11 protein-coding genes and 1 pseudogene are annotated in these 13,838 nt (G+C 70.6%); 6 read left to right on the top strand and 6 right to left on the bottom strand.

The features are described 5' to 3' along the window. Positions 1-34 precede the first annotated feature (34 nt). The 4 genes from OG504_RS47765 to OG504_RS47750 all read right to left on the bottom strand — a co-directional run bounded on the left by OG504_RS47765 (position 35) and on the right by OG504_RS47750 (position 6,284). On the bottom strand, positions 35-1,147 hold the full coding sequence (locus OG504_RS47765) for an NAD(P)H-dependent flavin oxidoreductase (protein WP_405995429.1): 1,113 nt from the start codon (positions 1,145-1,147) through the stop codon (positions 35-37). A 54-nt stretch (positions 1,148-1,201) separates the two neighbouring features. Then, positions 1,202-2,002 carry a class I SAM-dependent methyltransferase gene (locus tag OG504_RS47760; RefSeq protein WP_405995428.1) on the bottom strand — a complete coding sequence of 267 codons (801 nt, stop codon included), beginning with the start codon at positions 2,000-2,002 and terminating at the stop codon, positions 1,202-1,204. Positions 2,003-2,046: 44 nt separating this feature from the next. Further along, a complete protein-coding gene (locus OG504_RS47755) occupies positions 2,047-3,621 on the bottom strand; it encodes a phytoene desaturase family protein (RefSeq protein ID WP_405995427.1) in 1,575 nt (524 codons plus the stop codon). Positions 3,622-4,022: 401 nt separating this feature from the next. Continuing rightward, positions 4,023-6,284, bottom strand: coding sequence for a tetratricopeptide repeat protein (locus OG504_RS47750; protein ID WP_405995426.1), 2,262 nt, complete (start codon positions 6,282-6,284; stop codon positions 4,023-4,025). A gap of 497 nt (positions 6,285-6,781) precedes the next feature. Here OG504_RS47750 and OG504_RS47745 point away from each other — a divergent pair, with 497 nt between their 5' ends. Further along, positions 6,782-7,144 carry a hypothetical protein gene (locus OG504_RS47745; protein ID WP_405995425.1) on the top strand — a complete coding sequence of 121 codons (363 nt, stop codon included), beginning with the start codon at positions 6,782-6,784 and terminating at the stop codon, positions 7,142-7,144. Between the two features lie 516 nt (positions 7,145-7,660). Beyond that, the gene (locus OG504_RS47740; protein ID WP_405996651.1) at positions 7,661-8,527 is read left to right on the top strand and encodes a hypothetical protein; all 867 of its coding nucleotides are present in this window, start codon (positions 7,661-7,663) and stop codon (positions 8,525-8,527) included. A gap of 683 nt (positions 8,528-9,210) precedes the next feature. Here OG504_RS47740 and OG504_RS47735 read toward each other — a convergent pair. Next, positions 9,211-9,366 (bottom strand): annotated as a pseudogene (locus OG504_RS47735) (helix-turn-helix domain-containing protein); the annotation flags it as partial. A gap of 86 nt (positions 9,367-9,452) precedes the next feature. Here OG504_RS47735 and OG504_RS47730 point away from each other — a divergent pair. The 4 genes from OG504_RS47730 to OG504_RS47715 all read left to right on the top strand — a co-directional run bounded on the left by OG504_RS47730 (position 9,453) and on the right by OG504_RS47715 (position 13,014). Continuing rightward, positions 9,453-10,409, top strand: coding sequence for an SDR family NAD(P)-dependent oxidoreductase (locus OG504_RS47730; RefSeq protein ID WP_405995424.1), 957 nt, complete (start codon positions 9,453-9,455; stop codon positions 10,407-10,409). Further along, positions 10,406-11,854 carry an aldehyde dehydrogenase gene (locus OG504_RS47725; protein ID WP_405995423.1) on the top strand — a complete coding sequence of 483 codons (1,449 nt, stop codon included), beginning with the start codon at positions 10,406-10,408 and terminating at the stop codon, positions 11,852-11,854. The genes OG504_RS47730 and OG504_RS47725 overlap by 4 nt, the downstream gene beginning before the upstream one ends. Before the next feature lie 178 nt (positions 11,855-12,032). Further along, complete coding sequence (locus OG504_RS47720) at positions 12,033-12,326, top strand: aldo/keto reductase (RefSeq protein WP_405995422.1); 294 nt, start codon at positions 12,033-12,035, stop codon at positions 12,324-12,326. Next, complete coding sequence (locus OG504_RS47715; RefSeq protein WP_405995421.1) at positions 12,313-13,014, top strand: aldo/keto reductase; 702 nt, start codon at positions 12,313-12,315, stop codon at positions 13,012-13,014. The genes OG504_RS47720 and OG504_RS47715 overlap by 14 nt, the downstream gene beginning before the upstream one ends. 117 nt (positions 13,015-13,131) lie before the next feature. On the opposite strand, the gene OG504_RS47710 is transcribed toward OG504_RS47715, so the two are convergent. After that, positions 13,132-13,710 (bottom strand): hypothetical protein, encoded by a 579-nt coding sequence (locus OG504_RS47710; protein ID WP_405995420.1) that lies wholly within the window; start codon positions 13,708-13,710, stop codon positions 13,132-13,134. Between the last annotated feature and the right edge of the window lie 128 nt (positions 13,711-13,838).

Raw genomic sequence — 13,838 nt, 5'->3', positions numbered from 1 at the left:
GTGGTGGCGCCCTGTGTGCCTGTGTCCTCTGTGCTCACGACTGGCCGCTCCTTCCGGCGATGCGGTTGATGCGGTCGACGGCGTGCTCGAAACCGCGGGTGAGGTCGTCGAAGACGGCCTGGACACTGCGTTCGCTGTTCATGCGGCCGACGATCTGGCCGACGGGGGTGCCGAGCAGTGGTTCGACCTCGTACTTCTGGATGCGGGACACCGCCTCGGCGACCAACAGGCCCTGCAGCGGCATCGGGAGAGTGCCCGGGCCGTCCGGGTCGTCCCAGGCGTCGGTCCACTCGGTGCGCAGTTGGCGGGCCGGTTTCCCGGTCAGGGCGCGGGAGCGGACGGTGTCGCCGGACCCGGCGGCGAGCAGTTTGCGGGTCACGCCGGGCGAGTGCATATCGGCTTCTGTGGTGGTCAGCCACAGGGAGCCCAGCCACACGCCTTGGGCACCGAGGCTGAGCGCGGCGGCCACCTGCTGTCCGCTGCCGATGCCACCGGCGGCCAGCACAGGCAGTGGATCGACCGCGTCGACGACCTCGGGCGTGAGCACCATGGAGGCGATCTCGCCGGTGTGGCCGCCCGCCTCGTAGCCCTGGGCCACGACGATGTCGATGCCGCCCTCCGCGTGCTTGAGGGCATGCCGGGCGCTGCCCGCGAGCGCGGCGACGAGGACGTCGCGGTCATGGGCGCGGGCGACGACATCGGCGGGCGGGGAGCCGAGGGCGTTGGCGAGCAGCTTGATCGGGTAGTCGAAGGCGACGTCGAGCTGGTTGCGGGCGACCTGTTCCATCCACCCGGTGATGCGCCAGCCGGACACGTCGCCCTCGGCGAGTTCGGGCACGCCGTACTTGGCCAGGGTCTCGGTGACGAACCGCCGGTGCCCCTCCGGGATCATCGCCTCGACCTCGGCCTCGGTGACACCCTCGACCTTCTTCGCCGGCATGACGACGTCCAGGCCGTACGGCATCCCCTCGACGTGCGCCTCCAGCCAGTCGAGGTCGCGCTTGAGGTCGTCGGGGGCGGTGTAGCGGACCGCGCCGAGCACTCCGAAACCGCCGGCCCGGCTGATGGCCGCGGCGACGGCGGGGAACGGCGTGAAGCCGAAAATGGCGTGCTCGACTCCCAGTTTCTTGCTCAACTCCGTCTGCATGGGCGCAGAATGCCGCAGTCCTCCGGACGACGGAAGACCTTTTCTGATGCTCCGTCAGATTTTCCTGGAGTCACGGGCCGACCGAGGCGGCCGAGCCGTGAGCACCGGCTGGTAGAAGCCGCTGTCCCCCGGCTCGTGCCAACTGACCTCCGTGAAGCCCGCGTCGGCCACCGCGGCGCCCAACTCCGCACGCGTCAAAGCCCAGTACGAGGTGCGCCGGACCCGCACCGCCCAGCCACTGCCCTCACCGGGCACGAGCTGGAAGGGCTCCAGGTCGTAGCGTTCACCGTCCTCGCGCCAATGCCACAACTGGAAGGTGATCACCCGGCCTTGGGCGGTCGTCGACACCTGCGGGGGCGCGGACGGGGGACGGGCGGCGCGGATCCTGTCGTAGTCCCGGACGCTCAGCACAAGGAGCCCGTCGTCGCGCAGGACCCGGCGCATGCCGACCAGGGCCGTGCGCACGTCGTCGGCGGTGAGCAGATGCGGCAGCGAGTTGTCGGCGCAGACGACGACGTCGAAGGCGGCTGTCCGGTACGGCAGCGCACGCATGTCCGCCACGGTCACCGGAAGCCCGACACCCCGGCTCGCGGCCTCCGCGGCGGCCCGCGCGACGGCGGCCGGGCTCAGATCACTGCCGACCACGCGGTGTCCGACCCCGGCCAGCCCGATCGCCTGTGTGCCGATCCCACACGAACAGTCCAGTAACTGGTGTGGCCCCGCACCCAACCGAGCCCGGACGACTCCGTCCAGCGCCGCCGCCTGACGGGCCATGCTCGCGTCCCAGTCCGGGAAGATCAGGTGGTAGTCGGCGGCGAGTGCGTCGTAGAAGTCCCCGACCGATGACACGTCCACCTACTCCTTCCTCTCCGGCAGGGCATCAGCGCACCCCATGCCCCTCAGCGCTCCCCCGCCTCCAGCACCGCCATCGCCGCGTTGTGCCCCGGCACCCCGCTCACGCCCCCGCCCCGCACCGCGCCCGCCCCGCACAACAGGACGTTCGCGTGCCGGGTCTCGACGCCCCAACGGCCGGTGTCGTCCTGGGCGTAGGGCCAGGACAACTCTCGATGGAAGATGTTGCCGCCGGGGAGCCTGAGGTCGCGTTCCAGGTCGAGCGGGGTCTTCGCCTCGATGCAGGGGCGGCCGTCCGCGTCAGTGGCCAGGCAGTCGGCGAGGGGTTCGGCGAGGTGGTGGTCCAACTGGGCCAGCGTCGCCTTCAACAGCTCGTCGCGTACGGCGTCGTTGTCCCGTTCGAACAGCCGCGCCGGGGTGTGCAGACCGAAGAGCGTAAGCGTCTGGTAGCCGTCTTCGACGAGGTCCCGGCCGAGGATGCTCGGGTCGGTGAGCGAGTGGCAGTAGATCTCCGAGGGCGGCGCGGCGGGCAGCGAACCGGACGCGGCCTGGGCGTGCGCGACGGCCAGTTGGTCGTAACCCTCGGCGATGTGGAAGGTGCCGGCGAACGCCTCGCGCGGGTCGACCGAGGTGTCGCGGAGCCGGGGCAGCCGCTTGAGCAGCATGTTCACCTTGAGCTGGGCGCCCTCGGCGGGCGCGGGCGGCTCGTCGCCGGTGAGGGCGGCCAGTTGCTGCGGCGAGGCGCCGACGAGGACGTGCCGGGCGGCTACCGTTCCCTCTCCCTCGGCGGTCCGGTAGGTGATCTCGGCGGCGCGTCCGTCCGTGTCGATCCGTACGGCCTCGTGCCCGGTGGCGAGTACGGCGCCGGCCTCGCGCGCGGTGGCGGCGAGGGCGTCGGTCAGGGCGCCCATGCCGCCGACGGGGACGTCCCAGGCGCCGGTTCCGCCGCCGATGACGTGGTAGAGGAAGCAGCGGTTCTGGGCGAGCGTGGGGTCGTGGGCGTCGGCGAAGGTGCCGATGAGGGCGTCGGTGAGGACCACGCCCCGGACCAGGTCGTCGGTGAAGTTCTCCTCGATCGCGACACCGATCGGCTCCTCGAAGAGCATCCGCCAGGCGTCCTCGTCGTCCACGCGGCGGCGCAACTCGTCGCGGGTGGGCAGCGGTTCGGTGAGCGTGGGGAAGACCCGCTGCGCGAGGCGGCCTGTCATGCCGTAGAGCCGCTGCCAGGCCGCGTACTCGCGGTCGCCGCCGGTCAGCCGGGCGAAGGCGTCCCGAGTGCGGCGCTCGCCGCCGCCGACGAGGAGGCCGGTGGGACGTCCGTCGCGTTCGACGGGGGTGTACGACGAGATGGTGCGCCCTCGGATGCGGAAGTCGAGGCCGAGGTCCCGCACGATCTTCTTGGGCAACAGGCTGACCAGGTACGAGTACCGGGACAACCGCGCGTCGACCCCGGCGAACGGGCGCGTCGACACGGCCGCGCCGCCGGTGCCGCCGAGGCGTTCCAGGACGAGCACGGAGCGCCCGGCCCGGGCCAGGTAGGCGGCGGCGACCAGGCCGTTGTGTCCACCGCCGACGATGACGGCGTCGTACGTCCGGTGTCCGGGTCCCTCGTGTGCAGGCATGGTTCTTCGTAACACGAGGTGATCTAGGTCGGCCAGGGGTGGGCGGGTTGTGCTCGGTGGCCGTGAGCGGATGTGGACCGGGCCGGGGGCAGGCGCCGTGGTTCCATCTGTGGCCGGATGAGGGGCGCGTAGGTTGTGCCTCCTTGGGCTGTTTCGCGGGTGACGCGCCGTGGGGGCTGGTCGCGCAGTTCCCCGCGCCTCTTTCGGGCGTTGGCCCTTGGGGGTTGGCCCAGGGGCGTTGGTCTACGGCCGTGGCGCGGCCGTCCGCGAACACGGCCGGGGGGAGGCGGGCGGTGCCGGGCACCTGCGGGAGGACGCAGACAGGGGCGAAGGCAGACGCCGCCGTTCCGGTCGGCAGACGGGGTTGTTCGCGTCCACGGACGGAGTTGGCGGCGCGGCTCTCAGTGGCCGCCCGCCGCACGCCCCTGTCTGAGTACCGCCACCCGGCGGTACAGCTCGACCGCCTCGGCGTTGCGGCCGAGTTGTTCCAGGCAGTGGGCCTCGTCGTTGCGGCTGGCGAGGGTGTCGAGGTGGTCCGGGCCGAGGACGCGCTCGCGGGCGGCGGCGACCCGGCGGTACTCGGTGAGGGCGTCGGCCCAGCGGCCCAGCCAGCCCAGGCCCACGGCGACCTCGCGGCGGCTGACCAGGGTGTCGGTGTGGTCGGCGCCTAGGACGCGCTCGCGGATGGCGCACACGTCGCGGGACTCGGCGAGGGCCTCCTCCCAGCGGCCGAGGCGTCCGAGGTTGACGCCTAGGCCGTGGCGGGCGCGGAGGGTCTCGGGGTGGGCGGGGCCGTGGACGCGGGTGCGGTCGTCGATCAGGTCGCGGTAGAGCTTGAGGGCGTCGGCGCTGCGGCCGAGCCGGCCGAGGCTGATGCCGACCTCGTACCGGGCGGCGAGCGTGTCGGCGTGGTCCGGGCCGAGTGCCTGGGCGCGGGCCTCGGCGACCTCGCCATAGGTCTGCAGGGCCTCGGGCCAGCGGCCCAACTGGCCGAGCGCGTAAGCGACTTCGTACCGGGTCACCAGGGTGTCGGGATGGCCGGGGCCCAGCACGCGGGCGCGCGCGGCGGCGACCTCGCAGGCCATGCGGTACGAGTCCTCCAGGCGGCCCAACCGACTGAGGTTGAAGGCGAGGTTGTGACGGCAGCGCAGGGTGTCCGGATGGTCGGGGCCCATCTCGCGTTCCCGGGCGGCGAGTACGGACGTGTACACCTGGTGTGCGTCGAAGTGGCGGCCCAACTGGCCCAGCACGTACGCCATTTCCTGCCGGGCGGCGAACGTGTCGGCATGGTCGGCGCCCAACGCCCCTTCCCTGGCGCGGGCGACGTGCGTGTATTCGTGCAGGGCGTCGGCGGCGCGGCCGGTGCGGCTGAGGGTGAAGCCGAGTTCGTACCGGCTGGCGAGGGTGTCGGGGTGATCCGGTCCGAGGAGGTGGGTGCGTTCGGCGGCGACCGCGCGGTGCACCTCGCCGGCCTCGGCCCAGCGGCCCAACCTCCCCAGGCTCAGGCCCGCGTTGTGGCGTCCGGCCAGGGCGTCGAGGGTCTCCTGGGACGGTGCGGACGGTGACCCCGGCGCGGGTTCCTCGGCGTGGCCGGCGGTCGGGCGGGCGATCCACTCGCCGGTGAGTCCGGCTCCGGCGTCCGGCGGGGTGGTGCGCAGTCCGGCGCCGGTCGCCTTGTGCCCGGTGGTCATCCCGCGCGTCCAGGACGGCAGGCGCGCTTCACGGGAGGCGGGCTCGGACGCCGGTTCCGACACCGCTTCGGACGGGCGCAGTCGGGGCTGCGGGGTCACAACGGTCGGTACGTACAAGGGTGTCGTACGGCCCATGGTGATCCGGCGCCCCAACTCCCGGGCGTCGTGCGGACGTTGCTCCGGGAGCTTGGCCAGCAGGTCGAGGATGACCTTCTCCAGGTACTCGGGCACCTCGGCACGCTCGGCACGGGGCGGACGGGGCGGGGTGTCGCGGTGGCCGATGAGGATCGCCCAGGCGTCGCCGAGGTCGAACGGCGGTGCCCCGGTGGCGAGTTCGTACAGCACGCAGCCGAAGGAGTAGAGGTCGCTGCGCTGGTCGACCTCGGTGCCGCTGATCTGTTCCGGCGACATGTAGTGCGGGGTTCCCATCGCGATGCCGGTGCCGGTCAGCCGGGAGGTGAACCCGATGTCGGCGCCGAGGCGGGCGATGCCGAAGTCACAGATCTTCACCGTGCCGTCGGTCAGCCGCATGATGTTCGCGGGCTTCAAGTCCCGGTGCACAATGCCCTGTTGGTGGGTGTAGGCGAGGGCGGAGGCGACCTGCTCGGCGATGTCGACGACGTCACCGACGGGCAGCGGCCGCTGCCCGTTGTCCTCCAGGAGCTGGCTGAGATTGCGGCCGTCGAGCAGCTCCATCACCAGGTACAGAACACCGTCGGACTCACCGAAGTCGTGGACGACGGTCACCCCGCGGTGCTGCAACGCGGCGGCCACCCGGGCCTCACGCCGGAACCGCTCACGCAGGACGCGGGTGAACGACTGATCGTGGTGCGGGTTCAGCGGCTTGAGGCACTTCACGGCGACCTGCCGTCCCAGCGACTCGTCCCGCGCGCGCCACACCTCGCCCATGCCACCACGCCCGATCAGATCGAGCAGGCGGTAGCGACCCTGGATCAGTCTGCTGTCCCCCATCTCCCGCGTTCGCCCCCGTCGGTGTTCGTCCCGCCCTCCCCTGGCTCGTCCAGTATGGCGAGCGATCGCCCGACTTTGTACGGGGGTGGGGCGTGCCGTCACATGGCTCGGAGAATATGCCGGGCCGGGGGCCGCTCCCCCACACGTACGGGAAAGCAGCGCAACAGGGGGCCTGTGGCACGCGATTGCCGGGTGACGGTGGCGGGCGCGGGGGTCGGCCCGTCGTGGCCCGAGGGCCTCACTGCCGTAGAGCTGATGGGCGTACGACGGCAGGAAGACGTACGACTGGTGCGCCACGCGCCACCGTTGCGCCACGCGCGCCGGGATAGGGGGCGCCCTTTACCCACCAGGTCCGCGGTCACACTTCTCGCAACCCGCGGCGACTTGCTCATCATGGTGGAACCAGCACCGAACATCGCCCCTGGTGGCGGAGGCGATCGATCGGCCACTAAAGTCGCAACCGTCCCATAACGGGTGGTTCTGATCGAGGGATGTCCATGACCGAGTCCATCGCTCACATCGTCGCCGCGCACCTGACCATCTGGAACTCGCCTGCAGGTGAGGAGCGGAGCCGTTCGATCGCCTCCACGTACGCCGACGACGTGCTCGTCGCCGAGGCGGACGCGGTGTATCACGGCCCCGAAGGGGCGGAGAAGGCCATCGACGCACTGCAGGCCGCCGTGCCCGGGACCCGGCTCGATCTGGACAGCCCCATTCAGACCACTCAGGACCTGTCGACGTACACCTGGACCCTGGGACCGGCCGGCGGGGCACCCGTGGCCACCGGCCGGGATGTCATCACCGTCCGGGACGGCGTCGTGAAGAGCGTGTACGTCCTCATCGACGCCCCTCAGCAGTGACGCGCGGCACGCTCACGCGATAGACCCCTGGCCTCCGCATCCTTCCTGCCAGTTCCAGAAGGCTTGTTGGCACTCTTGTACACCACAGGTCACAGGGGGTGCCGTGCGCCGATCCGCGATGCCTCACACCCGCGGCCGGACAACGGCCTACTGCAGGGCGTGGCACCCGATACCGATCGGCACGTCCGGATCGGCCTGTCCAAGTCGGCAGGGCAATCCCGGGCGCGGATGTCCTCGACGACCTCCTTGCCCCGTCCGGCGCTGCGACCCGAGACGACGACGCGCACCCCCTCCGCGGCGAACTCCTCCGCGATGACCCTCCGATGTTGCCGGTCGCTCCGGTCACCAGGGCGAATTGCCGCTGCGCGACGAGGCGGAGCAGGCACCGGAGCACCACGCGGCCGCCGGTTGCGGCGGCGCACGGCCAGGTAGTCGTCCGCGTGCTCCTTGGACACAGCACGGAGCTCGATGTCGACTCACTCGACATGTCGACCGACTCGACATACGATCGCCGGCATGACCGAACCGAACGAAGCAGCACGCATCGCCGCACTGGGCGAGCTCATCACCTGGGCCGAGCGTCGAGAACGACTCAGCGAGGACCGGGCCGACGCTGTGGCCGCCGCCTGGCGCACCGGCACCCGCAACGTCGCCGAGCTGGCCCGCCTCGCCCGTGTCAGCCGCGACACCGTCTACGCCGATCTGGCCGCCCGGGCCATCGATGTCAGCTCCCGCGATCAAGCGTCCGCAGGCCCCCAGCAGGGCCGCGGCACTCCCCTGCGAGGTGACTCGGTACGCACCGTCGCCAGGATCGCCGACGCGGTCGCCTTGCCCGCGTTCGCCCACGCCCCGGACGATCCGCTTGTGCGCGCGACACTCGCCGCGTCGCGCGCCCTGGAGACCGTGGCCGACGTGCTGGAACCACCGTCGCACCAAGGACCTGGCTGGACACCCCGAGAGACGCTGCCCGGCCTGGCGGACGAGGGTGAAAAGCTCGCGCACCACAGCCGACGGGCCTTGGCCGCCCTCGCCGATCCAGCCGAACTCACGGCGATCTCCGACAGCTACCGACAAGCCGTCCTGCACACCGGTCGGCACGCGGTGGCCGACGGAGCGATCGTCAGTCTCACTCTGCCGACAGGCGGAGTCATCACGCTCCAGGTGGGATGCGACGAAACCGGCTGGACCCGCCTGACGAGCGACAGCCCCCTCTTGGTCGAGGGTGTCGACAGCCTCGACCATCTGGAGGCGCAAGCAGCCCTACAGACCCTGGCCCGCATCGCCACCCGCCACCTCGCACAGGCCGCCCTTACTGAACACCGCAAGGACGCGCAGCCCGGAACCCCGCCTCGTACCCGCACCATCCCGAGCAACGAGAACTGACACCACCCGTTCCGTACGAAGCCGACTACGCCGCGGTGATCCGAAATCGTCAGGGCCGAAGTCACCGCCACGGCAAGGACTGTGATCACGACGGTCGCCAGGGCAATGAGTATGCGGCCTTGAACAGCGGGCCGAATCCACTCGATGTCCGGGAGTGAACCTGTAGCGGCTGCGGAGCGGTCCGCGACGGAGACCACAACGCGGCAATCACCGTGAAGACGGCCGCCGGACTGGCGGTGACAGCCTCTGAAGCGAGGGTCGGACCACGAGCAACCGTGGCACCCCGCGAAGAAACAGGAAACACCGCGCTCAACCTCAGACGGCCGGCCATCCACGAACTCACGGCGGTGTGCGGAAGCGCGTGCCGGGACGTGGGCCATGTTGTCGATCATGCTGCCCAGCAGTGCCTTCGCCCACCCCGGGGGCAGGCCCTGCCGGATCAGCCTCTCGTCAGCCGTTCGCCGGGGAAACGCCTCCAGCCGCTCACGCTGCGCCTCGGCCCGGTCGTCGGCCTCGGGGTCCCCCTTCGTCATCCGCCGGATGTCCAACGGCCGGCGCCGACCGACCGGGATGACCGACTCGACGTATCCGTGCAGTGCGATCGTGACCGGAGCCTCCGTCAGGCGTGCCGCGTCCAGGACCGCCTCGGAGACGTCGAGCTTCGCCGCGTAGACGGCGGACAGAAGCGCTTCCCTGTTCGCGAACCGGCGATAGACCGTGCGCCGGTCGACGCCCGCCTCAGCGGCGATCGCGGCCATGGTCGTTGCCGGGTCCTGCGCGAGCAGCCGTGCCCCCGCGCGCAGGACTGCGTCCAGGTTGCGGGCTGCGTCGGCTCTCATGGCGGCGGCCAGTCGCCCACCCCTGTACCGACACCCCAACATTGCACCTGTTGCAGTAAGTGGCACATCAATGTAGCGTTTATGGGGTGAGGGAGACATGGTTCATCGCTGGTGCCGCCGGAGGTCTCGGACGGCACCTGGTCGGCACCGCCCTGGCGGCCGGGCATGACGTCGTGGCCGCCGACATCGATGCCGGCGGACTCTCCGAGCTCAAGGCACCCGCACTCACCGGCAGTTCCACGGGAAGCCTGGTCACCACAGAGGTGGACCTGACCGACCGCCTCACCGTCGACCGGGCAGTGCAGCAAGCCGTCACCGTCTTCGGCAGGCTCGACGTGGTGATCAACAGCGCCGGTTACCGCGGTGTCGGATCGGTCGAGGACATGGGCGAGGGAGAGTGGCGCCACACGATCGAGACCAACCTCTACGGCAGCATCCACCTGGTCCGCGCCGCCTTGCCGGTTCTTCGTCCGCGCCGATCCGGGCACTTCATCCAGATCTCCACGATCGGGGGACGGCGGGCACAGCCCGGGCTGGCCGCCTACCAGACAGCGGCCTGGGCGGTCGGCGGGTTCTTCGAGATCCTCGCCCGCGAGCTCGCTCCCATCGGGATTCACGCGACCGTGCTGGAGCCGGGGGGAATCCGGACGGCGAGGGCGGACAGGCCGCTGCCGACCGAGGGCCGGCAGGAGGAGTACGAGCCGACCGTCGGGCGCTTCGCCCGCACCTACCAGCGCAACCCGGATGTGCAGCGCGGTGACCCGGCGAAGATCGCCGAAGCCGTCCTGCGCCTGACCGCCGAGCCCAACCCGCCGGCCCGCCTGCTGCTCGGCTCGGACGCGGTGTGGCTGGCACCGCGGATCGCGGCGGCACGAGCGGCCGAGGACGCCACCTGGCGCGACCTGAGCCTGTCCACCGACCGTGCCGGGCTGCCCGACTTCACCGGCACGGAGGTTGCCCGCATGGTCCGCCCCTACCAGCCCATGACCGGCGGCACCCGCCCCGCACACACGACGGAACAGAGAAAGAGGACGGCACCATGATCGTGCGCGACAAGCTCTACACAGGCGGTCTCTGGACCGACCCGAGCGACCCCACCCCGCTGGACATTCGTTCCCCCCACGACCAGTCGCTCGTCGGCCGGTCGGTCCAGGCCGTGCCGGCCGACGTCGACCGCGCGGTCGCGGCGGCACGGAAGGCCTTCGACGAGGGACCCTGGCGCCTGACGACCCCGGAACAGCGCCAGGACCTCATCGTGCGCTTCAACAAGCTGCGCGAGGCGCGTGCCGAGGAGATCGCGAGGCTCATCACCAGCGAGCGCGGCAATCCGATGTGGTTCAACAGGGCGGGCCAGGGCGGACTGACGCGGCAGGCGCTCGGTTACCTCAAGGCCGCCCGCGAGTTCGGCTGGGAGGAAACGCTCGACTCGTCCGTCCCCGACGCCACGTTCCGCAGTGTCGTACGGCGCGAGGCCATCGGAGTCGTGGCCGCCGTCATCCCGTGGAACTCGCCGTTCTCGGCGGCGCTGGCGAAGATGATCCCGGCACTGCTCGCGGGCAACACCGTGGTCCTGAAGGCCTCGCCGGAGAACTCCCTGAGCATGATGCTGCTGGCGGACCTCTTCGACGAACTGGGGCTGCCCGAGGGCGTGGTCAGCATCCTGCCGGCCGGCAAGGAGACCAGCGAGTATCTGGTCGCGCATCCCGGCATCGACAAGGTGGCCTTCACCGGTTCGACCGGCGCCGGCCGCTCCATCGCGGCCGTCGCGGGCCGCCAACTCAAGCGGGTCAGCCTGGAGTTGGGCGGAAAGTCCGCAGCGATCATCCTGCCCGACGCGGATCTGAACGCGACTGTGCCCGCGTTGCGGTTCTCCTCGCTCGCGAACAACGGCGAGGCGTGCATTGCGCAGACCCGCGTCCTGGCGCCACGCAGCCGGTACGAAGAGGTCGTCACGGCCCTCAAGGACCTGCTCGACGGGCTGAAGGTCGGCGATCCGTCCGAGGAGGACACCTTCATCGGTCCGCTGGTCAGGCCCGAACAGCAGGAGCGCGTGCGGTCCTACATCCGGCTCGGCATCGAGGAGGGCGCGCGGCTGGTCACCGGAGGGGCCGAGTCGCCGGCCGGCCTTGAGCAGGGCAACTACATCAAGCCGACCCTGTTCGCCGACGTCGACAACGACATGCGGATCGCGCGAGAGGAGATCTTCGGTCCCGTCCTGGTGGTGATCCCCTTCGAGGACGAGGACGACGCCGTGCGCATCGCCAACGACTCCGAGTACGGCCTCAGCGGCGGCGTGTGGACGGCCGACGTGGAGCACGGCCTGGAGATCGCCCGCCGGATCCGGACCGGCACCTTCACCGTCAACGGCGCACCCATCGGCTTCGACGGCCCGTTCGGAGGCTACAAGACGAGCGGCACCGGGCGGGAGTACGGAGCCGTCGGCCTGGCCGAGTACGTCGAGCACAAGACGATCACGGTGCCGTCCTGATGTCCGCCGCGGTCGGCACGGCCCCCGCGTCGGGCACCGCTCTCGCAGACAGCGCGGAAGGAATCTCCTGACGGGAACGAAAGCCGCCCCGCAGCAGGCTCCGGCTCCGGCTCGAACACGGGCACGCCTCACCCTGGGCCACTCCGACATCGGCATCTTCCCGATCGGCCTCGGGTGCATGGCAATGTCGCAGCACTACGGCACCGCCGATCCGGACGAGTCGGTCGCGACCATGCACGCCGCCATCGACGCCGACGTCGACTTCTTCGACACCTCCGACATCTACGGCGCCGCGGGCGCGGTCACCGGACAGGCCCAGGCCGGGTTCGGGCACAACGAGGTGCTGATCGGCCGGGCCGTCGGCGGTCGCCGCGACGAGGTGGTGATCGCGACCAAGTTCGGCACCCCGTCCCGCGCCCGCCGGGGGCGTCGAACTCGACGGGCGCCCGGAGTACGTCGTGCAGGCGTGTGAGGCGTGTGAGGCGTGTGAGGCGTGTGAGGCGAGCCTGCGGAGGCTGAGGACGGATCACATCGATCTCTGCTACCAGCACCGGCCGGACCCCGAAGTGCCGATCGAGGAGACCGTCGGCACGATGGCCGGGTTGATCGAGGCCGGCAAGGTCCGGGCGATCGGACTGAGCGCCGTCGGCGCGGACACCCTGCACCGGGCCGCGGCCACCGCTCCGATCTCGACCCTGCAAAGCGAATACTCGCTGTGGGCACGCGAGTTGGAGGGCGAGGTACTGCCTGCCTGCCGGCAGTTGGGCATCACTCTCGTGCCCTACTGCCCGCTCGGCCGGGCAGCGCTGACCGGCCGTCTGGGCGCCGACACCGACTTCGGTGCCGACGATTTCCGTACCACCCTGCCGAAGTTCACCGGCGACAACTACAGCCACAACCTCCGGCTCGTCGACGAACTCAGGGAGTTCAGTCACCGACGCGGGCACACGGCGGGCCAGGTCGCACTGGCCTGGCTGCTCGGCCGGTCGCACACCGTCGCCCCGATTCCGGGTGCCAAGCGCGCCGTCCACGTACGGGAGAACGCCGCTGCGTCGTCAGTGCCACTCAGCGCCGACGACGTCGCTGTCCTCGACGAGATGTCCGCCCCGGACCGGGTCCGCGGTGAGCAGTACGGCCACCTCGACATCCGCACCCGCTGACCCCGACCCACAAGGTCGGCAAGGAAGACGACGGCTCGCCACGAGGATCGACGAATCCCACAGAACCCGCTGAGCGGACCGAACGGCGTCCCTCACCGGGATCAGGAAGCCGGTCAGTCAGAGCACACAGCCCCGGAGCATCGACCCCGGCGGGACCTGGTCCTTCTCCACACCACGCAGCAGCAGAGCGATGCGCTCCCCACCCGCGATACGGGCGAACTCCACCGACACCTCCGACACAACCAACAACTCATCACGTGATTGGAGTTCTGCAGGCAGACCGCTCCGATCAATCGCCCCAGTGAAGTCACCAACGACCCCTACCCCGCGACCGGTGATCCCGAAGGACTCCGCGACCCGGAACGTCCAGGGCCGCTCCGCTCCGGGTGCGGTCGCAAGGATCTCCACCTCCGCGACCGGGCGCGGCCCCTCCGTAATGATCAGGCGAGTGCCCGGTCCCCACGCGAAGGGCACCCCGACACCGTTCAACCACCGAGCATGCACCGCACCCTCGCCAAGCCCGACCCCAGGCCCAGCAGGGACATCATCGAACGCGATACTCCAAAGATCATCGACCGTCCCGGACGAAGCAAATGCCGTCGGCGCATAACGACCGCCCGGATGCGGCTTCCTCCGCCCACCGTCCTCAGCGGCGAACCACCGCATCCAGCCGCTCATCTCCACGCCGTTGTCCACACCGACATCATCGCCCCTGGCGCCCGGCCCAAAGATCGACGCTGTCCGCCGAGCCGTCTTGTGACAACAAGACTGCCTTGGTGACAACCAACATGCTTCGGCTCAGGATCGCGATGACTGCAGGTTAC

This window comes from Streptomyces sp. NBC_00986, from assembly GCF_045162565.1.
GTDB lineage: Bacteria > Actinomycetota > Actinomycetes > Streptomycetales > Streptomycetaceae > Streptomyces.
This window is presented reverse-complemented; position numbering and strand designations above follow the sequence as displayed.

What these genes read in the sequence shown, in the direction of transcription:
- OG504_RS47765 (WP_405995429.1), bottom strand. Translation starts at nt 1,147, where the DNA reads ATGCAGACGGAGTTGAGCAAGAAACTGGGAGTCGAGCACGCCATTTTC.
- OG504_RS47740 (WP_405996651.1), top strand. Translation starts at nt 7,661, where the DNA reads ATGACCGAACCGAACGAAGCAGCACGCATCGCCGCACTGGGCGAGCTC.
- OG504_RS47725 (WP_405995423.1), top strand. Translation starts at nt 10,406, where the DNA reads ATGATCGTGCGCGACAAGCTCTACACAGGCGGTCTCTGGACCGACCCG.
- OG504_RS47745 (WP_405995425.1), top strand. Translation starts at nt 6,782, where the DNA reads ATGACCGAGTCCATCGCTCACATCGTCGCCGCGCACCTGACCATCTGG.
- OG504_RS47755 (WP_405995427.1), bottom strand. Translation starts at nt 3,621, where the DNA reads ATGCCTGCACACGAGGGACCCGGACACCGGACGTACGACGCCGTCATC.
- OG504_RS47750 (WP_405995426.1), bottom strand. Translation starts at nt 6,284, where the DNA reads ATGGGGGACAGCAGACTGATCCAGGGTCGCTACCGCCTGCTCGATCTG.
- OG504_RS47720 (WP_405995422.1), top strand. Translation starts at nt 12,033, where the DNA reads ATGGCAATGTCGCAGCACTACGGCACCGCCGATCCGGACGAGTCGGTC.